The sequence below is a fragment of the Streptomyces sp. XM83C genome (assembly GCF_023072675.1).
Lineage (GTDB): Bacteria > Actinomycetota > Actinomycetes > Streptomycetales > Streptomycetaceae > Streptomyces > Streptomyces thermocoprophilus.
On sequence record NZ_JALLGL010000036.1, the window covers coordinates 1 to 22,631 of the forward strand.

Annotated in this window: 14 protein-coding genes; 6 read left to right on the forward strand and 8 right to left on the reverse strand. The window is 72.1% G+C overall.

Annotation, left to right across the window (positions count from 1 at the left end; translation table 11 throughout):
* Window positions 1–362: winged helix-turn-helix domain-containing protein (locus MTQ10_RS06890; protein WP_247463309.1), on the forward strand; the 362-nt coding region annotated here is incomplete at its 5' end.
* The gene (locus MTQ10_RS06895) at window positions 359–1,831 is read left to right on the forward strand and encodes a sensor histidine kinase (protein WP_247463310.1); all 1,473 of its coding nucleotides are present in this window, start codon (window positions 359–361) and stop codon (window positions 1,829–1,831) included. The genes MTQ10_RS06890 and MTQ10_RS06895, both read left to right, overlap by 4 nt.
* A 158-nt stretch (window positions 1,832–1,989) precedes the next feature.
* On the opposite strand, the gene MTQ10_RS06900 is transcribed toward MTQ10_RS06895, so the two are convergent.
* Window positions 1,990–4,671, reverse strand: coding sequence for an erythromycin esterase family protein (locus MTQ10_RS06900; RefSeq protein WP_247463312.1), 2,682 nt, complete (start codon window positions 4,669–4,671; stop codon window positions 1,990–1,992).
* A 154-nt stretch (window positions 4,672–4,825) separates the two neighbouring features.
* The gene (locus tag MTQ10_RS06905) at window positions 4,826–6,313 is read right to left on the reverse strand and encodes a non-reducing end alpha-L-arabinofuranosidase family hydrolase (protein WP_247463314.1); all 1,488 of its coding nucleotides are present in this window, start codon (window positions 6,311–6,313) and stop codon (window positions 4,826–4,828) included.
* A gap of 565 nt (window positions 6,314–6,878) precedes the next feature.
* On the opposite strand from MTQ10_RS06905, the gene MTQ10_RS06910 reads away from it, so the two are divergent.
* Complete coding sequence (locus MTQ10_RS06910) at window positions 6,879–8,339, forward strand: endo-1,4-beta-xylanase (protein WP_247463316.1); 1,461 nt, start codon at window positions 6,879–6,881, stop codon at window positions 8,337–8,339.
* A gap of 89 nt (window positions 8,340–8,428) precedes the next feature.
* Here MTQ10_RS06910 and MTQ10_RS06915 read toward each other — a convergent pair whose 3' ends face one another.
* From MTQ10_RS06915 to MTQ10_RS06930, 4 genes are all read right to left on the reverse strand, one after another.
* Complete coding sequence (locus tag MTQ10_RS06915; protein ID WP_247463318.1) at window positions 8,429–9,121, reverse strand: response regulator; 693 nt, start codon at window positions 9,119–9,121, stop codon at window positions 8,429–8,431.
* Between the two features lie 4 nt (window positions 9,122–9,125).
* Complete coding sequence (locus MTQ10_RS06920; protein WP_247463320.1) at window positions 9,126–10,388, reverse strand: sensor histidine kinase; 1,263 nt, start codon at window positions 10,386–10,388, stop codon at window positions 9,126–9,128.
* On the reverse strand, window positions 10,385–11,296 hold the full coding sequence (locus MTQ10_RS06925; protein ID WP_247463322.1) for a CPBP family intramembrane glutamic endopeptidase: 912 nt from the start codon (window positions 11,294–11,296) through the stop codon (window positions 10,385–10,387). Before MTQ10_RS06925 ends, MTQ10_RS06920 begins: the two co-directional genes overlap by 4 nt.
* Window positions 11,297–11,471: 175 nt before the next feature.
* On the reverse strand, window positions 11,472–12,149 hold the full coding sequence (locus MTQ10_RS06930) for an adenosylcobinamide amidohydrolase (protein ID WP_374117577.1): 678 nt from the start codon (window positions 12,147–12,149) through the stop codon (window positions 11,472–11,474).
* 675 nt (window positions 12,150–12,824) lie between these two features.
* On the opposite strand from MTQ10_RS06930, the gene MTQ10_RS06935 reads away from it, so the two are divergent.
* Complete coding sequence (locus MTQ10_RS06935; RefSeq protein ID WP_247463324.1) at window positions 12,825–13,331, forward strand: hypothetical protein; 507 nt, start codon at window positions 12,825–12,827, stop codon at window positions 13,329–13,331.
* Window positions 13,328–16,276, forward strand: a complete 2,949-nt coding sequence (locus MTQ10_RS06940) for a M48 family metalloprotease (protein ID WP_247463326.1) — start codon at window positions 13,328–13,330, stop codon at window positions 16,274–16,276. The genes MTQ10_RS06935 and MTQ10_RS06940 overlap by 4 nt, the downstream gene beginning before the upstream one ends.
* Window positions 16,277–17,050: 774 nt before the next feature.
* On the opposite strand, the gene MTQ10_RS06950 is transcribed toward MTQ10_RS06940, so the two are convergent.
* The gene (locus MTQ10_RS06950; RefSeq protein ID WP_247463328.1) at window positions 17,051–17,989 is read right to left on the reverse strand and encodes a hypothetical protein; all 939 of its coding nucleotides are present in this window, start codon (window positions 17,987–17,989) and stop codon (window positions 17,051–17,053) included.
* 164 nt (window positions 17,990–18,153) lie between these two features.
* Window positions 18,154–18,549: an ATP-binding protein gene (locus MTQ10_RS06955; RefSeq protein ID WP_247463330.1), complete on the reverse strand. Its 396-nt coding sequence runs from the start codon at window positions 18,547–18,549 to the stop codon at window positions 18,154–18,156.
* A gap of 442 nt (window positions 18,550–18,991) precedes the next feature.
* Between MTQ10_RS06955 and MTQ10_RS06960 the strand changes: the two genes are divergently transcribed.
* Window positions 18,992–22,615 carry a LamG domain-containing protein gene (locus MTQ10_RS06960; RefSeq protein WP_247463332.1) on the forward strand — a complete coding sequence of 1,208 codons (3,624 nt, stop codon included), beginning with the start codon at window positions 18,992–18,994 and terminating at the stop codon, window positions 22,613–22,615.
* The last annotated feature ends 16 nt before the right edge of the window (window positions 22,616–22,631 follow it).

Sequence of the window (22,631 nt, forward strand, 5' to 3'; positions counted from 1 at the left end):
ACCCGGCACCGGTCCCGCCCCTCGACGCGCCCCACGAACCCCCGCACGATCCCGGCCCGCTGGTCGTCGACCGCCGCACCCGCCAGGTATGGGTGGGCGCATCGCCCGTCGTGCTCACCCCCAAGGAGTTCGAACTGCTCGCGCTGCTCACCGAGGACCCGGGCGCGGTCTACTCCCGCCAGCAGATCCTCGACCGGGTGTGGGACCCGCACTACACCGGGCCGACCAAGACCCTGGACGTCCATGTCGCGGCGCTGCGCCGGAAACTGGGCCATCCGGCGTGGATCCAGACCCTGCGCGGGGTCGGGTTCCGGCTGGCCGTGCAGAGCGCGCCCGGCCCGCACGGGGCCACGTCGTCATGACCGGACGGCTGCTGCTCACCTACTTCGGCCTCGCCCTGCTGGTGCTGCTGTGCGTGGAGATCCCCCTCGGCCTGCGGTACGCCGCCGACGCCCGCGACCGGGTCACCGACGCGGCACGGGCCGAGGCCGAGTCGGCAGCCGCGTACGCCGCGCTCAGCCTCGCCACCGGGCACAGCGGCCCCGAACTGCACGAACGCGCCGTCCACTGCGCCGAGCGCGTCGGCGGACGCATGGTGATCGTCGACAGCACGGGCCGCGTCCTGACCGCCACCCACCCGCTCACCGCCGAAGCCGCCGCCGCACTCGACCGGCGGCCCGGCATCGCGGCGGCACTCCACGGCTCGGACACCATGGACGTGCGCACGGCCACCGTCGGCGGCACCGAACAGCTGTCCGTCACCGCGCCCGTCGCCGGCGGGACGCGCGGAGCCGTGTGGCTGACGGTCCCCGTGCAGAACGTACGGGACCGGGTCGACCATGTGTGGCTGCTGCTGTGGCTGGGCGGGCTCCTGGTGCTCGGCGCGGTCGCCGTGATCGGTCTGGGCCTCGCCCGCTGGGCCGGACACCCCCTCCGTGAACTGGAGCGCGCCACCCACGCGCTCGCCGACGGCGGCATGCCCGCCCCGGTGCCGGTCACCAAGGGCCCGAGGGAAGTACGCAGGCTGGCGGCGGCGTTCAACCGTACGGCGGCCCGCCTCGCCCATCTGCTCGCCGCGCAGCGGGCGTTCGCCGGTGAGGCGTCCCACCAGCTGCGGACACCGCTCGCCGCGCTGCGGCTGCGCCTGGAGAACCTGGAGCCCGACGTGCGCTCGGCGGGCCGGGGCAGCCTCACCGCCGCCCTCACCGAGACCGACCGGCTCGCCCGCATGGTCGAAGGGCTCCTCGCCCTGGCCCGCCTGGAGGAGGACGCGCTCACCCCGCACGCGGTCGACGTGGGGGAGATCTGCCTCGAACGGCACCGGACCTGGCAGCCGCTGTTCGCACGCGAAGGCGTCGACCTCGTGCTGTTCGCGGGCAGCGTCGGCCCGGTCCTCGCGCTGCCCGGCGCGGTCGAGCAGATCCTGGACAACCTGCTCTCCAACGCCCTGCGGGCGTCCCCCGCCGGCAGCACCGTCACCGTCGAGCTGCGGCTGTCCCGCGGCACACGACCACTCCGCGAGGGCCGCTCCTGCTGGGTCGATCTGCACGTCACCGACGAGGGCCCCGGCATGAGCCCGGAACAGCGCGAGCGCGCCTTCGACCGGTTCTGGCGCGCCCCCGGCGCCCCCAAGGGCGGCACGGGACTCGGCCTGTCCCTGGTCCAGCGGCTGGCGATGGCGAGCGGAGGCTCGGCCGCCCTCCACGAGGCGGCGACCGGCGGCCTCGACGCGGTGATCCGCCTCCCGTCCGCGCAGGCCCCGCCCGGCACCCGCTCCGCACGCGGCAGGCCGGGCGTCCGGCGCCGGCAGGCCCCGGCGCTCCGGGCGTGAGAGCCCCCCTCGCGTCGCCGCGCGAACCGCACCGGCTCCTCGCGTCGCCGCGCGAACCGCACCGGCTCCTCGCGTCGCCGCGCGAACCGCACCGGCCCCTCGCGTCACCGCCCGACCCGCCTCACCGCGTGCCTGCCGCAGCCCGTGCCCGCGGCGCATCACACCCGCGGGAGCATCCGGCTCGGGCGGACGCGGTGCACGTACAGCAGCACGTCCGCCGACCGCAGGACGTTGACCGCGTCCGGGGACCGGGGCCAGTCGGTGCCGATCTCCCGCTTCGGCCGTACGGTGTCCAGCCAGGCACGAGCGGCGGGCGGAGCGGCACGCAGGTCCATGAACCAGTCGGTGCGGCCCACCTGCTCCAGGGTCTCCTCGACCGAGCCGGGCACGACAGGACCCGAGGAGAACGTCTTCACGTCCTCGTCCCGGGGGTCGGAGACACCCGCGTCGGTGGCGAGGAAGGACCCCTCGCCGAACGCCGTGCCCACGACCCGATAGCCGTCACCGAGCGCGCGGCGCAGCAGCCTGCCCTGGATCACCGGGTAGTCGGGCAGGAACTCCGTCAGGTAGGTGTGGCCGTTGGCCGCGGCCAGCACCGCCCGCGTACCGGTCCGCTCCAGCCACCACAACGTGTTGTCGGCCATGAGCGTGTCACGGTAGGCCATCGCGGCACGGGCTCCGTCCGGGTCGTCGTAGTCGAAGGCGTACTGCCGGGCCACCTGATCGACCGCGGTGGCATTCCGCACCGCCCAGGCATGGTCGTCCCCGGCATCCTCGTCCTGCGCGTGCTTGCGCAGCAGCTCCAGGACCGCGCCGGTGCGTTCGGCCTTCTCCCGCCGCACCTCCAGCGGCTCATCGATGTACGCCAGCATGTACGCGTCGGCGGGCAGTGTCGGCCGCAGCCCCCGGTACAGCTCGGTCACCCGGGCCAGCAGACCCGGATGGGCCCTCCGCACGTGCTCCACCACCCGGTCGTACAGCTCGGGCCCGGCATAGCTGCTGTCGTTCCCGGCGAAGCGGAGCCGGTCCCCGGGGTGGGCGACGTTGTACGCGCGCATCCAGCGGACCAGATCGAGGATCTCGCGGGTGTGCATGAACAGATAGGCGTTGTGCAGCTCCTGCGACATGATCCGCGCAGGGTCGCCGCGTCCCGTGCGCAGATAGTCGTCCAGCCGGAGGCCGGTGCTCCAGGGAGCCTCCAGGACCAGGGAACGGAACCCCTTCTCCGCGACCAGATACCGGAACGTCCGGTGCGGCAGGGCCATGAACTCGTGCGCCCCGTGCACGGCCTGCCCCACACCCACCAGACGGGCATCGCCGAGCGCTCGCCCCAGAGGCCGCAGATCGTCCAGGGACCCGGTGGGCTCCACGGTGCGCAGCGGACGGGCGGCGGCCCGCAGCGCGGGCAGCGGTCCGGGACCGGGCGTCCCGCCGGGCGCCGCCCGGCCCGCCGCGGACGCCGGCAGCCGCTCCAGTCTGCGGCTGGGCCCGATCTCGTGCAGATGCACCACCAGATCCGCCATGCGCAGCAGATTCACCTGGTCCACGGCCGGGGGGTAGTCGGTGCCGATCTCCCGCTTGGGCCGTGCGGTGTCCAGCCACGCGCGGGCGGCGGGCGGCGCGGTCCGCAGATCCGCGTACCAGTTTGTGTGGCCGACCCGGTCCAGGGTGTGCTCGACCGTGCCGGGAGCGGCGGGCTCCACCTCGAAGCGGCGGACGTCTTCGTCACGCGGGTTCTGCAGATCCGCCTGTGTGGCGTGCACGGCACCCCGGTCGAAGGAGAGAGCCACCATCACATAGCCGTCGCCCAGCCGCTCACGGAGAACCTGACCCTGGGGGAGGGGAAGACCCGGGGAGGAACTGAGCGTGTACAGGTGGCTGTTGTGCCCGCCCACCACCACACGCTGCCCGGTCCGGCGGTGCCACCACAGCACGTTCTCCGCCATCACCGTGTCCCGGTACGCCATGGCCTGCGGCGCGACCACCGGGTCCGCGAAGTCGAACGCGTACAGGCGTGCCACCTGATCGACGGCGGTGGCGTGCCGCACGGCCCACGCATGGTCACCGTCCGCGCCGGCCCGGCCGTCGGCGGCGCGCAGCAGCTCCAGCACCTTCCCGGTGCGCTCGGCCCGGGCCCGCCGCTCGTCCAGCGGAGCGGCCATCGCGTCACGCACCCACTCGTACACGGGCACGGTCGGCTCGAGCCCCCGGTACAACTCGCTCACCCGGGCGAGCAGTTCGGGATGGGCCCGCCGTACGTGCTCCACGACCCGCTCGTACAGCTCCGGACCGGCGTAGCCGTTGTCGACGCCGACGAAACGCAGCGGATCGCCGGGGTGGGCGACGTTGTACGCGCGCATCCAGCGGATCATGTCCAGGTAGTCGCGGCTGTGCAGCAGCACATGGGCGTTCTGGAACTCCTCGGACATGATCCGCGCCGGGTCACCGCGCCCGGTGCGCAGAAACTCGTCGAGACGCAGCCCGGCACTCCAGTTGGCCTCGAGGGCGAACGCCCGGAACCCCTTCGTCTCCACCAGGTACCGCAGCACCCGGTGCCGGAAGGCGACGAAGTCCGCCGAGCCGTGCGCTGCCTCGCCGACCCCGACGACCACGGCGTCACCGACCGCCCGCCCGAAGGGGCGCAGATCACCGGCCGGCCCCGACGGGTCCACGCCCCGCAGGGGCCGCGCGATCCGCTCCAGCGCCGGCAACGGGTCCTCGGCGGTGCGCCCCGGGGGCGGGGACAGGGCGAGGGTGCCGGGGACGACCACGAACAACACGAGCAGGGCGGCCACGAGCCGCTCGGCCAGGGTGAACCGCCCGGTCAGGGAAGCTGCCATGACGTCAGCTTCCCTGACCCGGCCCCGCACCGTCCCCCGAGGTCACCCGGCCGGATCCGGAACACGCGCACCGGAACCACCCGGGCGGAGCAACACGGCACGCGACGCGGCCCGTCGGCGCACCGGCGGGCCGCGTCGCGCCTGTCGTCTCCGCTCAGCGGCGCAGGGTCAGCAGACCCGGCCGGTAGGGCAGCAGGTTGTAGTCACCGCCCGAGTCCGGGCTGCGCCCCTGGTACAGCAGTTGCAGATTGCACGGGTCGACCGTCATGGTCTGGTCGGCGCTCGTGCGGATCAGCTCGCCGTGGCTGATGTCGTTCGTCCAGGTGGCGCCGCTGTTGGCCTTCCCCGCGAACGGGTTGCTCTCCGTCGCGGCCTGCGGCGTCCAGGCGCCGTCGAGGCTCGTCGCCGTGAAGGAGCGGAAGTAGCGGCCCTGGGAGCCGATCGCCTCGACGATCATCAGATAGCGGTTCTGGCCCTTCAGCCTGTACACCTGCGGGGCCTCGAACAGGTTGTACGTGGAGTCGCTCATGACGACCGTGGCGGAGGAGCCGAAGCTGCCGGGGAAGTTCCCGATGGGCATGCTCGCCCGGTAGATCTTGCCGTTGTCGCCGGCGAAGAACAGATACATGTGCGTGTCGTCACCGATGATCGTCTGGTCGATGGGGCCCGTGGAGGAACCGGAGATGCTGCCGGAGAACAGCACCTGCTCCGACGACCAGCCGTTCGGGTTCGTCGGGTCGGTCGACGTCCGGTAGGAGAAGGCCGTACCGCCCCACTGGTAGGTCAGCACCCAGATGTTCTTCGGCGCGAAGTAGAAGAGGCTGGGCGCGACGGTGGAGCTGTTCATCGCGTTCTGCGGGGCGGAGGCCATCTCCGACCAGTCGCCGAACAGGCCGAAGTTCATCGAACCCCACCGGGTGCCGGTGTCGTGCGTGGTCGCGTACACCAGCTGCTTGCCGTTGTACGGGGCGACCGTGAAGTCCTTCAGGGACACCCAGCCCTGCCGCGGCTGCGCCAGCGCGCCCGTCGACGACCACCGGTAGCTCGACGGGAGCTGGCAGGCGCCCGGGTCGCCGGGGTCACCGGGGTTCTGCGAGTCCCCGACCTTGACGAGCCGCCACTGCTGGTTGGCGCCGCCCCAGTCGTCGTACTGGACGATGTTCGCGTTGTCGGCGGTGGAGCCGCCCTGCACTTCGAGCGCCTTTCCGCTGTGCCGGGAGATCAGCCGCACATAGCCGTCGGAGCTGTCGGCGAGCCGCCACTGCTGGTTGGCGCCGTTGAGATCGGACCACTGGACGATCGATCCGCCGTTCGCGGTGGACCAGTTGTAGACGTCGAGGACCTTGCCGGAGTGGCGGGACTTGATCCGGTACCAGCCGTTGCCGGAGTCGACGAACTGCCACTGCTGCTGTGCCTGGTCGTTCCGCGTCCACTGGGTGATCCGGGCGCCGTCGTTCGTCGCCAGGTTGTACACGTCCAGCGCCTTGCCGCTGTTGCGGTTGACGAGCACGTACCACGAGCCGGTGTCCACGGTCGCGGCTGCGGCCGGCTGGGCGCCGAGGAACGTGGCGAGCAGCAACAGGGGTGCGAGGACGCCGAGCCATCCTCTCGGCAGGACCGGAAAGGCATGGCGGAGCCGCATCGAGGGCCTCCTGAGGTGGGGGGCGAGGTGTCGCCGGTGAGTGGGGGAGCGGCAGCCGCGCGAGGACCCGACAAGTCGAAACTTTCGAGGTAAATCCCGGTCGTGTGACGCCACAAACTAGGGATGTGACGGAGTCCGGTCAAGACCTGGGGCCGATGTGGCTCTGATTGAGGGGTGCCTCTATCCGCGTATACAAGGGCTGAGCAGGGGGTACGTGCAGGTGGGATGCGACTTCGGTGATGGCGACATTGATGCGGAGGATGACAAGGATGTCCGAAACATTCGAAGCAAATGTGGAAACATTTTCAGCGAAGAGGGTTGACGGGCTGTCAGCGACCCCCCACCATCCTGTCTGGAAATCCGACCGTCGTTCGAAACATCGAACGATCCTGATTCGTGCAGAAGTGCCACCCGCAGCCGCGCACCGCAGCACGACAGATCCCGTACGACGGCACCCGCAGAGAACCGGCTGCCGGCCCGTCCGGCCGCCGGCGGGACAGGGCTGCCCGCAGCGCCGCGAGGCGCCGGCGGCCCCGTCCCGCCCGTACCCCCTGGAGGCACACTCTTGGCCCCGCACGCCCATCCCAGATCCGCCCCCCGGCGCAGACTCCGCGCCCTCCTTCCGGCGCTGCTCGTCGGCGCCCTCGGCTTCACCGGCGCCCTGACCGCGCCGGCGTCCCCGGCCCAGGCGGCCGAGAGCACCCTCGGTGCCGCAGCCGCCCAGCACGGCCGGTACTTCGGCGTCGCCATCGCCGCCAACAGGCTCAACGACTCCACGTACGCGTCGATCGCGGCCCGCGAGTTCAACATGGTGACGGCCGAGAACGAGATGAAGATCGACGCCACCGAGCCGAACCGCGGACAGTTCAACTTCACCAACGCCGACCGCATCTACAACTGGGCGGTGCAGAACGGCAAGCAGGTGCGCGGCCACACGCTGGCCTGGTACTCCCAGCAGCCCGGCTGGATGCAGAGCCTGAGCGGCAGCGCCCTGCGCCAGGCGATGATCGACCACATCAACGGCGTGATGGCCCACTACAAGGGCAAGATCGCGCAGTGGGACGTGGTGAACGAGGCCTTCGCCGACGGCAACTCCGGAGGCCGCCGCGACTCCAACCTGGAGCGCACCGGCAGCGACTGGATCGAGGTCGCCTTCCGCACCGCACGCAACGCCGACCCGAACGCCAAGCTCTGTTACAACGACTACAACATCGAGAACTGGAACTGGGCCAAGACCCAGGGCGTCTACCGCATGGTGAAGGACTTCAAGCAGCGCGGCGTCCCGATCGACTGCGTCGGCTTCCAGTCCCACTTCAACAGCGGCAGCCCGTACGACAGCAACTTCCGCACCACGCTGTCGGAGTTCGCCGCCCTCGGCGTCGACGTCGCGATCACCGAGCTGGACATCCAGGGCGCCTCCCCCAACACCTACGCGGCCGTGGTCAACGACTGCCTGGCCGTCTCCCGCTGCCTCGGCATCACCGTGTGGGGTGTGCGCGACAGCGACTCCTGGCGTTCCGAGCAGACGCCGCTGCTGTTCAACAACGACGGCAGCAAGAAGCAGGCGTACACCGCCGTGCTCAACGCCCTCAACGGCGGCAGCTCCGGTGACCCCGGCGACCCGGGCGACCCGGGCGACCCGGGCAACGGCACCGCCCTCCGCGGCGTCGGCTCCGGCCGCTGCATCGACGTGCCCAACGCCAGCACGGCCGACGGCACCCGGGTCCAGCTGTACGACTGCCACGGCGGCAGCAACCAGCAGTGGACCTACACCGACTCCGGTGAGCTGCGCGTGTACGGCAACAAGTGCCTGGACGCCGCCGGCACGGGCAACGGGGCCGCGGTCCAGATCTACAGCTGCTGGGGCGGCGACAACCAGAAGTGGCGCCTGAACTCCGACGGCACCATCGTCGGCGTCCAGTCCGGCAAGTGCCTCGACGCGGTCGGCGCCGGCACCGGCAACGGCACCCAGATCCAGATCTACTCCTGCTCCAACGGCAGCAACCAGCGCTGGACGCGCAGCTGACCGACACCTGACGCTCACACCGGGCGCGAGGGACCCCGCTCGACCGGCGGGGCCCCTCGCGCCCGCGTTCGATGCGGCCGGGGCGCGTCTCACGACCCCCCGGACACCAGCCCCGTCCGGTAGGCGAGCACCACGGCCTGGACCCGGTCGCGCAGGCCGAGCTTGGCCAGGATGCGGGAGACGTACGTCTTGACGGTCTCGGGGGTGATGAACAGCGCCGCGGCGATCTCCGCGTTCGACAGCCCGTCGGCGATCTGCCGGAGCACCTCCAGCTCCCGGGGCGTGAGCGTGCGCTCGATCTCCTGCCGGCGCGGCGCGTCGGTGTCGGCCGGCCGCAGATGCTCGGCGAAATGACCGATGAGCCGGCGGGTGACGGCGGGCGCCAGCAGCGCCTCGCCGCGCGCGACGGTCCGTATGCCGTTGACCAGTTCGAGCGGCGCCGAGTCCTTGAGCAGGAAGCCGCTCGCCCCGGCGCGCAGCGCGTCATAGACGTACGCGTCGACATTGAACGTGGTGACCACGAGGACCTTCGGCGGGTCCTCCGACCCGGGGCCGGCCAGCTGACGTGTCGCCTGGATCCCGTCGAGCAGCGGCATCCGTACGTCCATCACGACCACGTCGGGCCGCAGCCGCCGCGCGGCCGCCACCGCCTCGTGGCCGTTCTCCGCCTCCCCGACGACCTCCATGTCGGGCTGGGAGGAGAAGATGGTCACATATCCGGTGCGTACGAGGGCCTGGTCGTCGCAGACGAGCACACGGATCGGCGGCGGCGCTTCACTCACGAGGTCACTCCCGGGCGGCGGGCTGGGCTGGCAGGGTGGCGCGGACCTCGAACCCGCCCTCGGCACGGGGTCCGGCCACCAGTTCACCATCGAGCATCCGCACACGTGCACGCAGCCCCGCCAATCCGCGACCACCACCCGCCGCGACGACGTCCCGCCCGGCGGAGCGCGCACCCCCGGCCACGGCTCCCCGCCCTTGCGCCCGGCCGGCGGGCCCGTCGCTGGTCACCTCGATCACGAGGTCCTCGTCCCCGTGCCGCACCAGCACCCGCGCAGGGTTCCCGGCCGCGTACTTCATGGCGTTGGTGAGGGCTTCCTGCACCACCCTGTAGGCGGCCAGCTCCACGTCCACGCTCCGCTGCCGGCGTTCGCCCTCCTCACGGAACTCGACCGGCAGCCCCGAACGACGGGCCTGCTCGACCAGATCCTCCACCCGCCCCAGCGCGGGCGCCCGGCCCGCACGCGCCGGCTCCCCGGACGCCGACTCGCCCGTCGCCTCCAGCACACCGAGCAGATACCGCAGTTCCGTCAGCGCCCGCCGGCCGGTGTCACTGACCGCCGCCATGCCCTCCCCGGCACGCTCCGGAGCGGAGGTGAGCAGGAACTGCGCCGCGTCGGCCTGGACCACCATCGCCGTCACATGGTGGGTGACCACGTCGTGCAGCTCCCGCGCGATCCGCGCCCGCTCCGCCGCCGTGGCCGCCTCCGCCGCCAGCCGGCGCCGCTCCGCCTCCTCCGCGCGCCGCATCCGCACCGTGTGACCCACGGCCCACACCGCGGCCAGGACCAGCCCGAACGCGAGATGGTCAGGCAGCCGCGTCGGGGACCCGAGCCGCTCCAGCACCCCGACCAGCACCACGTACGCCGCGACCGCCACGACCGCAAGACCGCGGCGGAAACGGACCTGATGGGCCCCCACGGAGTACAGCGCCGCATACAGCCCCAAGCTCGCGAACGTCGTCGCATACCCCGACGCCTGATGCACCGCGAACGCGCACCCGACGACGGCCAGACACCCGGCGGGCCACCTGCGCCGCACCGCCAACGGCAGAGCCTGCGCCACGACCAGCGCGACCCCCGGCAGATCCGCCGGCCGCTCCGGCAGCTCACCGATCTGCGCACCCACGGCGGACAGCGTCGGCACGAAGGCCATCGCCGTCAGGGCCAGGGCGAGGACGCCGTCCTTCAGGACGGCGTCCCGCTCCCGCCACCGCGCCACCGCCCCCCGCAGCAGCGCGAGCCCCCCGAGCATCCGACGATCCGTCATCCGCGCGACTCCTCCAGGCGGCCCTTGTCACGGCCACGCGCGGCGGCGGGCCTCGTACGGCCGCCGCGGTGGGCGAGGACGAGCATCGGGACCGCGATGGCCGCACCGATCAGCACGGGCAGGACGGACGCCTCCAGCCCGAACGTGCCACCGGTCAGCGCGGCGGAACCGTGCACGTCGACGGTGAACAGACCGTCGGGGGAGTGCCCGGAGACCGGCACGCCCAGCAGCTGCTCCGTGGTGTTCCACGCGAAGTGCAGGCCCACGACGAACCAGATGTTACGCCGCCACAGGAACGCCGCCCCCAGCAGCACACCCGCCTCCACCGCGATCGCCACCGCACTCCACGCGTTCGCCCCCGGCGAGCCCAGATGGGCGACACCGAAGAACACCGAGGTGACCAGAAGCGCCACCCGGCTGCCCCACCGCTGCTCCAGAGCCTGCAGGGCGAACCCGCGGAACATCAGCTCCTCGGAGACCGCGGCACCGATCTGCACCGCGACCGCCCCCCACAGCACGGACCACACACCGTCGCCGGCCCACGAGAACGAATATCCACCGAACGCGGTGATCAGCAGGGCGGACACCAGGATGAACCCGAGCCCGATCCCGCCGCCCCGCAGGAACTCCCGGACCGCCCCCGCCCGGCTCAGCTCCGGCGTGGCACGCCGCGCCACCCGGCGCATGACCCACCAGTACACACCCACGGCGGCGACGGCCCCCAGCAGCGGGAGCGGACCGGGTCCGGTGGCCGTCAGCCCGGAGACGACACCGACCCCGGCCATCCCCGCCACCGTCCAGCCGAGCGGCGACCGCACGATCCGGGCGAAGCGCCCCCCGCCACCGCCGCTTCCCGGCCGGCCCGCCCCGGCTTCCGGCCCCTGCCCGGCCGCGCCTGTCGTACGCATGATGACCTCCCCTTGTGTGATCGCACCCCTGGCGATCTGACGACCACGCTAGAAATCCGGGGCCTTCCGCGAATCACCCCCGGATGGACAACCCCTGTAGCTCTCACGGGGGATGCGCACCGGCGCGCGGCAGGCTCCACCCGGGCGCGGCCGGAGAGGGACGCCCGCCGCAGGGTCACGTCCCGGCAGCGTCACGCACGGCCCGGTGCACGGCACGGGCGAGCCGCGCACCCCACAGCGAGCGGGGCCCCGCGAAGGCGTGGACCTCCTCGCCGGCGCGGGGGGAGGGCGCGGCGACGCACACGGCGTCCGTAGGGGTGCCGGAACAGTCGAACCCCGCGTCGAGCAGCGCCTGCACCTTGGCCTCCGTCGCAGTGGCCACGGCGTTGACCAGCGCCGCGTCGGTCAACGGCACGGGCACCAGCGCGACGATGTTGATCGTCCCGGCGGGCAGCGCCACGGCCGCGCCCTCGGCAGGGGAGGCCGCCCAACCGCGCACCCCGAGCCCCGCGGTGGCGACGGCCTCCACACCGCCGTCACGGGCGGCCCCACGGGCGCGGACGTCGGCAGCGGTCATCAGCCCGACCCCCGGACCGCACAACCCGGCACGGCGCGCCAGGTCGGCCAGGTGCCGGTCCGGATCGACACGCCGGTACCCGTGCGCCACCTGCGCGTTGAGGACCCAGGCGCGCTCACCGATGCCCCCGCCGAGGACGGCGCTGCTGACCGCCCGCCAGCCGTCCCCCAGCCGCCACAGCAGACTGTGCAGCCGCTCACCGTCCTCGACCCGGCCGAGGCAGCGCACAGGGGGCAGACCGGCACGCGGCCGGCCGGAGGGCTCGGGGACGGTCACGGGAAGGGACTCCTGCGGACGGCGGGACGAGAACGGGGACCGGCGGATCACCGATCCGGGTGATCGTACGCGGGCGGGCGCGCCCCAGGCGGCGGGGGAGCCGGACGGGGCCACGGCCGGGCGGTGCCGGAGCAGAACGCCCGCTCCGACACCCGGACGCACTGCCGCGCGGCCGTCGAGGACCGGTCGGGCCAGGTGCCGGCGAGACCGGCCGCACGCTCCGTCAGAACCCGAGTGGTCCCGTCCCGGGAGCCGGATACGAGACCTCGACCACGCCCGAATCCCGGAACGGTGCCGCCCCGCCCCGGCCGTCGATGTGATCAAGGACATGGACAGCGGCGAAACCAGCCGGGACGAGGAGCCCGGGTACCGGGCGCGACGGCGCCCCCCGGCCCGGGAGACGGCCCGCGCGCCGGGGCCAGGGGGCCCGGCGGCTCAGGCCGGGCAGAGGGCCATGCCCCTCGGCCGACCCGACCCGACGCGACAGCCGTCGACGTACATGCCGCAGGACGTCGGCCGGACCGTTGCCCGATGCGCGCCGCGGGGGCGTCGACGCCCGGGCTCGACGGTCACCGGCGGTCCCGCCACCCCACCACTTCGGACGCTGCCCCTCCCGTCCCACCCGTGTACACGGCACACTGTCTGCCGGATACAACAGCACACGGGGGAGAGCGAATGGGAACGACAACGGTACGGGAAGTGGTGGCGGACGTCGTCGAGGAGGCCGCGCCGCAGGAGAAGCTCGTACTGGCGGCGCTGGCCCACGTCGACGAAGCCCAGGTGTTACGGGCGTTCCGCGCGCAGGAGCACCGCCGAACGGAGCAACTGGGCTTCGGACTGGCCGAGTTGACGGCCGTGGTGACGCCCATCGTCTGGGTCGCCGTCGACGAGGCCTGCCGGAACGCGGTGCAGTCCTCGGCGGAGGCCGTAGGCGGCCGGATCACCGGGGCGGCACGCAGGCTTTTCGGCCGCCGCCGCCCGGCACCGGCGGCGGAGACGCAGATTCCGCCGTTCTCCCGGGAACAGCTCGCGCACCTCCACCGTCGGGTCCGGCAGGACGCGCAGAGCGCGGGACTCGACGAGCCGGCCGCCACAGCACTCGCCGACCGTGTGGTGGCCAGGCTGCTGCTCGCCGCCGGAACGGACGGCAGCGGCGACGGGGAGGACGGAGCGCAGGCGTGAGCCGGCCGACGGTCGCGCCCCCGCGGCCCGAGCGCGGCGCACAGGACCTGTTCGACAAGGCCGTGCCGTCCGGCACCCTCCTGCGGTTCGCGCTTCTCGTCATCGCCGTGTTCTCGGCGTCCCTGGAGATGTCCGACATCGCGACCGCGGTGCTGTTCTCACCCGACGGGAAGGGCCTCGGCTGCTGGTTCGTGATCGGGGACGACAGCGCCTTCTGGCGGGAGGCGCTGGCCGGGCACACGCCGCTCGGCGAGGTCGGGCGGGTCTGCCTCACCGAGCCGGTCGTCGGACAGCCGTATGCCCGGGGCTTCATGGGCGCCGCTGTCGTGTTCGCCGTCGCCGCAGTCGTCTACCGGATGCTGCCGTGGTGGCGGAGCCGACGGCGCGGACTGGTGCCCGTGGAGGAACTCGACGACGCCTTCCGTCCCGCAGCGCTCCGCGCCGAACTCGACGCCCTGGTGGAGCAGATGTGGGCCGACGGGGCATGGCGCCCCGTACCGCCCCGCTTCGTCGTGGACTGCGGCGCACTGGACGCGGGCGCCGTGGTGTTCGGGCGGCTGAATGCGCCCGTGGTGTGCCTGCACGCAGGACTGCTCGTGCTGCGCGACACCGAGCCGGAGCGGTTCCGGGCGGTCGTCCTGCACGAACTGGCCCATATCCGGGCCCACGACGTGGGGCCGGCGTACTTCGTCCTGGCCCTGTGGCGCACCTTCGTGACGCTGATCCTCTGCCCGTACCTCCTGGTCATGGGCGGCGCGTTCACCGTCGCCGCCCTCAGCGGCCGATACCCCGGCCTCGCCGAGGGGTTCTGGCCCGCCGCCATGCCGGAGATCACCCGGCAGACGGTCAAGGGCCTGCTGCTGGCGGCGGTGGTCATGCTGGTCCGGGCGGACGCTCTGCGTCATCGGGAGCTGGTCGCGGACCACGAGGCGGTGCGGTTCGGTGCCGACAGCGCGGTGTGGGAGGACGCGGCGATGGCGGAGTCGGCGGCCGAGCGCGGGCAGGGGCGGTGGGGGCGGGGCCGCCTGCCGCGTGCGGCAAGGCTGCTGCGGTCCCACCCCTCGTGGGCGCAACGGCTGCGGGCGGTCCGCCGGTCCTTCACGGAGGACGCCGTGCTCGCGACCCGGTGGCGGTCGTCGGAGGCGGGCCCGCCTCCCGTCATGTACGAGCTGACCCTCCTGCAGTTCTTCCTCATCGGATGCACCGTGCTCATCACCGCGAACACGGTCGCGCGGGCCTGGGGCGAGCATCTGGGGGTGTCGGTCGTCGAGACGGTCGCCTCGGGAATCGTGCTCCTCGCCGCCTGGCATGCGCTGATGCGGGCCTGGCTCACCGGCAGGAAGCCGTCCTCCGGGCTCAGGGAAGGACTGTCCCTCGGCTGCGGTCTGATGGTGGGGCAGCTGGCGGCGGGCATCGGCACCACGAGCCGCTGGTGGCCCTCCGACTCGGCACCCGTGCTGACCCTGCTGGTGCTGCCCGCCGTCTCCGTCCTGTGGACCACGTGGATCATGCAGAGCGGGCACCTCTCCCTGCTCCAGGGCAACCGGCCCGCGTCCACGCTGCTGGCGCTGACCCTGCCGGGCTGGGTCCTGGGACTGATGTTCATCGGCTGGTGGCAGACGACCGGGTACGCGGCTCTGGCCGGCCATCCCACCGCGTCGCCCCTCGCCGTGTTCGCGCGGGAGATGCCCGACCTTCTCCACGCACACCCGGCCACCGCCCGGGTGATCGCCTGGGCGGGTCAGTACCTCGACTCACCGGTCAACGGCGAGGGCTGGGCCATCACCGGGACGATGCTCTGGGCGTTCCCCGTACTCGTCCAACTGCCCCGCGTCTTCGGCGACGTGACCCGGCGAACACGCACCCGGACCCTCATGCACCAGGAGGGGGTCACCTTCCGCGGCGTCGCCCGCGCGGGCATCGCCGGAGGGCTGCTCGCGACCGCCGGCATCCTCTGCACGCTCTTGCCGGGCGGAGCGCTGTCGCCGGATCCCCGGCTCACCGACGAGGCCCGCCTGATGCTCACGGTCTGGTGGTCCGCCGCGTTCGTGTGGGGCGGTGCGCTCACGGCGGCCGTGCTGACGGCGTTGAGGCCGAGCCCGGTGTGGGTGTCCCGGGCCGCCGTGGCCGCGGCTGTCGCGCACAGCGCGGGACTCCTCGGCTTCGTCTCGGCGGCGTATCTCGGCGGCTGCGGCGACAGCGCGCACGGCACGGCGCAGCCGGGGTGCGGCACGCTGCCGCACCAGCTGTGGCGGAGCCTTCCGACACTGATCTCCCTCGCGACCATGAGCACCGTCGGCGCGGTGCTCGCCGCAGCACTGCTCACCCTCGCGATCCACGGCATCCGGCGGGCCGTGCGCCGCACCGCCGGCCCGGCCGCACCGGTACGGCCCAGCCCGGCGACGCGCAGTCGGCTGAAGCAGGCGGCGGTCGCGGCACTGCTGGCCGTCACGGTGGGGTCGTGCACCGCGAGCCAGGAGATCGCGAAGTCGTACGACTCCTTCACCGAGCTGCTGGACGCGCGCAGCCTGAGCGAGCCCGTCCCCTCACTGTCCACGGCGGACCGGACCCGAGCCTTGCAGACCCTGGCCTGGAACCGCGCCGCGGGCAACGGCGTCATGGACGTGGTCGCCGCCCACAACGCCGTACACCGCCACCTCGATTCCACCTCCCCGGACATCGAGTCCCTGCACGCCGCGTGCTCCCGCCTGCGCACCCAGGCCGAACGAGCCCTGAGCGCCCGCCCGTTCCCACAACCCGACCTGCGCAGACGCTGGACGGCCACCCTCCGCGCCACGACGTCGGCGGCCACGACCTGCCTCACCTGGCCCCGCGCCCCCGAGGCGTCGACCCCCTCGAACCTCACTGAGACCCGCACAGCCACCCTCACCCTCGTCGAAGAGTTTCAGCTCCAGGTCCTGGACGCCGAGCGGTACTGGAAATGACCACCGAAACCGACCCGCCCCGGACAGCACCGTGCGTCGCGCGTTCGCCATCGGCGGTCTCGCCCTCGCTCTCGCCGTGCCCGTCGTCGCCCCCTCTCCCAGCGGGTCCCCCGAGGTCGTCTCCTCGCCGTCCAGCTGGTCGCCCCCTCCCTCTGGGCGGTCGACACCCGCTTCGACGTGCAGCCGGGACCGGACGTCGAGCACGAGGTCGTGTCCGTGAAGCGCTGATCACCGGCCCTGGTGCGCGGTACCGGACCGGTGCTCCGCACCAGGACCGCACCGGCCCGCGGGCCGCCGTCGCCCCCGGCACCACGGGGTGGACCGGGTCCGGAGCGGGGACAGGGCGGTGCCGGCCGCTGCAAGCAGGGCCCGGACAGCGCCGGGGACACGCCCCATCGCCCCACGCTTGCACACGTGTGACCGGGATGCGGAGAACGGATGGACACGGAACGACAGGTGATCCGGGAATGGCGGCCGGAGGACTCCACCCGGCGCCCCGACTCGCACAGACGTGTGTTCCGGAACGCTGCGGTCTGCCTCGGCCCGCTCGGCGACACCCCCGACATGGCACACCTCACCCCCGAGAACTCCCGGCGGCTGCGCACCCTCGCCACCTGGTCCACACTCCAGGGAGACGGGCGGGAAGGCCACCGCGAGACCGTCGAACGGTGCGTCAGGAACGCGCGCCGGCCGGGCGATGCCATCGAGGCGATCCCGGTCCGCGCCTGCTCGCGCCGTGCGCCTGCACGTCGTCCGGCCGGCGGTGGCCGCCGCTCAGCCGTCGCTCTCGCGAGGCGCGTTGGGGAGGCCGTCGTCGAGGACGATGCGCACCGTCTCGCCCTGCCCGCAGACTTCGGCGAGTCCGGCGGCGATGCGCTGGTAGGAGGTCACGGCCAGGGGCCAGTCGCCCTCCAGCGCCGCGGCGGTGCAGCGGGTGTTCCACAGCCCGAGCAGCAGAGCGATCAGACTGCGGCCGGACAGGACGGTCCGGATGCGGCCCGCCCCGAAGTCCTCGACGGTGTGCGACATGCGGAAGTGGGGCTGCCCGATCGCCTGAACGAGCAGCCACTCCCAGGTGTGGTGATGCGCGATCAGTTCGACGGAGGACACGCCGGCGGCCTTCAGCAGCAGGCGCCCGTGCTCGACCTGCGGGTCCTGCGCGACGCTCGAACTTTGCGCGCGGTCTCCGTCGGGCGGGACGTCCGAGCCGCCGGGGTCCTCGCCTCCGGTCTCGATGGCCCGCTTGAGCGCGAGATCCTGGTCCGGGGTGTGCTCCCGGCCCTGCTCGGCCCGGGACGCCTCACTGTTCTCCATGGTTCCCCCCTGGGAGGCGGTGTCCGATGAGTCGGTCGGGCGTGCGGCGGCGGAATCGTCGCCGTCGTCGGCGGGTTCCGGCTCAGGTGAAGGAGAGCTCCGGCTGTCCGCCGCCACCAAAGGGCGCAGACTTTCGACGAGTTCCCGCAGCCCGCGCAGCTCGTGCTGGATGCCGTTCAGGCCGCTGTTCGTCAGGTCCAGACGGTGACGGGCGGCCTCGTCCTCGCTGCGCAGTTGGGAAACACCATCGTCGATCCTCCCCAGGAGGCGCCGATTGTCGGTGACCGAGTCGTGCAGTGCACGCAGTCCCAGCATCGGGTCCTGGTCGAGGCACCGCAGTTGTTCCCTGCGCTCCTTGAGTTCCTGCAATGCCTCAAGGACGTCTTTTCTACACCTCATGTGCCCCCCTGACGGTCAGAGATGCGACCGCACGAATCTCCCCAGGGGAACATCGGGTGATGCGATGATTTTCAGCCCTTTTGGATCATCGCACTGTTTTTCGGGGTGAATCCGGTAATCATATAGATGTCTCGATCCGGCCGGGTCCGGCCCCTGCCCCGCGATCATGCCGCGCCGAAGTCGGCCCAGCGGTCGATCAGCCCTTCGGCGCCCGTGCCGGCGGTCAGGGCGGAGACGATCGCGGTGCCGCGGCCGTGCTCGTGGGCAGGGCGGGAGGCGGCCCCGCCGGACGGGGCGGGCCGGGGGCCCGCCGTCACCGACGTGGATCTGCACCCAGCCGTGCGAGTCGGCAGCCGCTCGCAGGTGCAGCACGACCGGGGCAGGGCGTGGGTGACGGCGTTGGTGACCAGTTCGGAGATCACCAGCAGGGCGTCGTAGACCTGCTGCTCGTCCGGTCCCCAGGGGGCCGGCACAGGGCGGGCGGCGGGGCGTGCGACGGCCGGGGCCTGCGGGCGGTGGTCCAGGAAGAGGCAGAAATCCCGCCGGTCGTCTGCGGCCACGCGCCGGCTCGGCCGGCTGCGGAGGAGCGTGTGTGGGGTCACCCCAGTGTGGTTGCCGCTCGCTCTGTGTGCGTGAAGTGGAGGGTTGCTTCGTGGATGTGGTGCCGCTGCGGCGTGAGGCCGGGAGGCAGGGACGGTGATCCTCAAGAGAGCGACCACTGCAAGTAGCGATCGTCGGTCTCGGTCCGGGGCACCAACGGCCTCGACTTCGCCGTCACCGCACTTCGCGGTCGTACCCGCATCTTTTCAGTCGATGTGATCATGACACCTTGACGTGACCGTGCGTCATGACATTGGGTGTCGCGGAAACTTGTGACCTTGTTGCTCAGGGGTGGGGATTGTGAAGAGACGGGGGACGCTCCGGCGTGTCCGCGGATCGGTGGCCGCGTTGTCGGCCTTGTCTGTCCTCCTTGGGGCTTTGGTGCCAGCGGCACAGGCCGCTGTGCCTGCCGCAGAAGGCCCCCCGCAGGAAGAGGCGCAGCGTGCGCTGAAGCTGGCCGAGGAGACTGGGCAGAAAGGTGAGGTCGAGTCGGAGCGCGGTGAGCGCACGAGTGTGTTCGCCAACCCGGACGGCTTCTCCTTCACGCTGGAGCATCACTCGGTGCCGGTCCGGGTGGCGGAACCGGGGGGCGGCTGGCAGAGTCCGGACGCGACTTTGGAACGCCGAGCCGACGGCACGATCGGCCCGAGGGCGTCTTCGGCCCGTATGGCGTTCTCCGGCGGTGCCGATGAAGCGCCGCTGGCCCGGATCTCCGAGGGGGGGAGATCGCTGGAGCTGGACTGGAAGGGCGAGCTTCCCACCCCGATCCTTGACGGGGCGAGCGCGGTGTACCGCGAGGTGCTTCCCGGTGTCGATCTGAAGCTGACGGCCACGGCGGAGAGTTTCCAGCAGGTTTTCGTCGTCAAGACGCCCCAGGCGGCCGCCAACCCCGCCCTGGAAGAGCTCACTTTCGATCTGAAGACGGAAGGACTGACCGTCCGCAAGGGCGCGACGGGCAACCTCGTGGCCGTCGACGGTGGCGGCCGTACCGTCTTTCGCTCCCCGCCGGCCCGGATGTGGGACTCGGCCGGCACGGACGGCACCGCAGTGGGTAAAACGTCCCTCGACAGCGCCACCCCGGGGAGCGGTGTGGCCACCCGGCCGCGGCAGGTTTCCGCGTCCGGTGATGGGCCGGCGGTGTCCGGTGATCCGTCGGAGCAGGCGGCCTCGGGCACGAGCCTGGAACCCGGGCAGGGCGACAACGTCACCCGCATGGACGTCAAGGTCACCGGCAACGCGCTCTTGGTCGTCCCGGACGCGGACATGCTCACCACGACCCCGGCGGACGCCTTCCCAGTCTTCATCGACCCGACGGTCACCTGGGGCGAGTCGGAGCGCACCCTGCTGCGCTCCGACGGCTACGAGTCCTACGGCTGGGGCAACGGCAGTGACAACAACGGCCAGGGCGTCGGCAAGTGCGGTTCGTGGAACGGGTACTACTGCGGCCCAGGCTATGTGCAGAGGCTGTACTTCGAGTTCGCCCCGGACAGCCTGAAGGGCAAGCGGGTGCTGGATGCCACGTTCGCGGTCACCGAACCGTGGGCCTTCCAGTGTTCCGCCCGCCTGGTGGACCTGGTCCGCACCGGCAACATCTCGTCGGCGACGACCTGGGCGAGCCGCCCCAAGGAGCTGGACTGGATGGTGGACCGGTGGGTCTCGGCCGGACGCGGTTCCTTGTGCGATCCGGACTCGCCCGACGCGCCGATCGAGTTCAACGACAACCCGGAAGAGCCGAACGAGAACCTGACCCCGACCGTGCGGGACTTCGCAGCCGGCAAATTCTCCCGGCTGACTCTGGAACTCCGCGCGAACGACGAGAGCGACACCTCCGCCTGGAAACGGTTCCGCAACGACGCCGTGCTCCGGGTCGTCTACGTCGCCGTCCCTGCCAAGCCGACAGGCGTCGGCATCCTCGGAGGCTCCGGCACACCCCTGTGCCTCACCGACGCCAAAGCGCCCGCGGTCATCTCCGACCCGACCCCGGCGCTCACCTCCACGCCGCAGACCGCAGCCGGCGGTGAAAGCGGCGCCAAGCTCAGGGCCTGGTTCCGCATCGAGCAGCAGGCGAGCGGCGGTTCCTGGTCCGGATCCGGCATCGCCGGCCCGTCCACGGGCTTCGTCGGGGACAACATCAAGGTCACCACGTCCTGGCCCGACACGCTCCAAGAAGGCGGGCTGTACCGCTACAGCTCGCTCACCCAGGTCTTTTACGACAACGGTACCCACGCCCAGTCCTCGGGCTACACCAACTGGTGCTACTTCAAGGTCGACCCGACCGCACCGAAGAAGCCCACCATCGCCTTCGGCGGCCCCTGCATCGCCTGCGTCGACGACTGCACGGCCGCGGGCGGCCCGGGTGTGGCCGGCTCGTTCACCTTCGGCCCGGCAGCGGAAGATGCCGACAACAAGCAGTACGAGTACCGCCTGAGCGCCGTGGACGTGGACTCCCAGCCTGCCTGGACTGCCCTACCGCCGGGCACGGTGACCGCACGGGTCGTTCCCCCGATGGCCGGCACCTATGTGCTCTCGGTGCGGGCGAGGGACGTCCTCGGCCGCCTCGGTGAAATCGAGAGCGTGAAGTTCAAGGTCGCCAAGGGCGACGACCCGGTCGGTCTGTGGCACTTCGACGAGACCACGGGGCTGGCAGCCGACAGCGCCCCGTCCGGCGGCGCCGCCGACGCGGTCCTGGCCTCGCCGGCGACCCGCGACGACCGGGGCCGCCGGGGCCTGATCACCCGTGACGCCCAGGGCCTGCCCCTGGCCGACCCGGTTACCGACCAGGGCCTCGCCCTCGACGGCACCACCGGCTACGCCGCCACCGGCAAACCCGTCCTGGCCACCGACGCCTCGTACACCGTCTCCGCCTGGGTGCGGCTGACCGACGGCACCCGCAACGCCACCGCCCTGGGGCAGGACCCCGCGATGAGCGGCGGCTGGTACAGCGCCTTCTACCTCGGATACCGCGCCGACTCGAAGAAGTGGGAGCTGCTCACCTCACCGAAGGACGCCACGGACGGAAACATCAGCACGCAGGTCGTCCGCTCCGTGCAGCCGGCCGCCCTGGGCGCGTGGACACACCTGGCGGCCGTGTACGACCACACCGGCAAGGTGATCAAGCTCTACGTGAACGGCGAACTCCAGGGCACGCAGGCCGTTGCTCCGTCCTGGTCGTCGACCGGCCGCCTCCAGATCGGACGCGTCTGGTGGCGCGGTGCGTATCACGACTACTGGAAAGGCTCGATCGACGAGGTCACCGCGTGGCAGAAGGCCCTGACCGACGAGGAGATCGCCGACGACGCCGACCTCGTCTCCGCCGACGGAACCAAGGCGGTCGAACTGGTGGCCGCATGGTCTGCCGCCGGTGCCGCGGACGGCGCGGTCTCCCTCGCAGACACCATCTCCGGTTACGGGCGCACACTCGCCCTGCAGGGGGGAGCATCCGTGCACGGCGAGTTGGTCACCCTCGACGGCGTCAAGGGCGCGGCTTCGGCCGACGCCCCGGTCATCGATGCCACCGGTTCCTTCACCGTGACCACACAGGTCGCGGTGGACCGCGCCGTCCTCGCAGACAAGCCCGACGGTTTCACCGGGCAGGTCGTGGGCGAGCGCGCGGCGAACGGCTCCTCGTGGGGACTGTGGTTCAAGAAGACCGGCAGCAGGACCGCGCTGAACGACGACCTGGAGGAGGTGACGGTTCCCGAGGGCCGCTGGTACTTCGGCCGGCTGAACGGGGACGGGACCCTCACCGCGGTCCAGTCGGACGAGACTGCCGCGCTGGACGCCCCCGTGCGCCTGACCGGCATCTTCGACGCCCACACCGGAAAGATCGCGCTCCGCGTCGGCACCGGGCAGAACGACGACTGGCAGCAGTACACCGCCAGACCCGGCACGGGCGAGATCACCGTCGGCGCACAGAGGAACGGCACCACCTTCGACCACTGCCTGGCCGCCAGGGTGTCCGACGTCCGCATCTGGGCCGGCGCCATGAACGACGAGGATCAGATCAGCGACCTCATCGGTTCCTGATCCGCTGTGACCGGAA

Coding starts and splice junctions, on each gene's coding strand:
- MTQ10_RS06895 (WP_247463310.1), top strand. CDS start 359: ATGACCGGACGGCTGCTGCTCACCTACTTCGGCCTCGCCCTGCTGGTG.
- MTQ10_RS06900 (WP_247463312.1), bottom strand. CDS start 4,671: ATGGCAGCTTCCCTGACCGGGCGGTTCACCCTGGCCGAGCGGCTCGTG.
- MTQ10_RS06905 (WP_247463314.1), bottom strand. CDS start 6,313: ATGCGGCTCCGCCATGCCTTTCCGGTCCTGCCGAGAGGATGGCTCGGC.
- MTQ10_RS06920 (WP_247463320.1), bottom strand. CDS start 10,388: ATGACGGATCGTCGGATGCTCGGGGGGCTCGCGCTGCTGCGGGGGGCG.
- MTQ10_RS06925 (WP_247463322.1), bottom strand. CDS start 11,296: ATGCGTACGACAGGCGCGGCCGGGCAGGGGCCGGAAGCCGGGGCGGGC.
- MTQ10_RS06935 (WP_247463324.1), top strand. CDS start 12,825: ATGGGAACGACAACGGTACGGGAAGTGGTGGCGGACGTCGTCGAGGAG.
- MTQ10_RS06950 (WP_247463328.1), bottom strand. CDS start 17,989: ATGAGGTGTAGAAAAGACGTCCTTGAGGCATTGCAGGAACTCAAGGAG.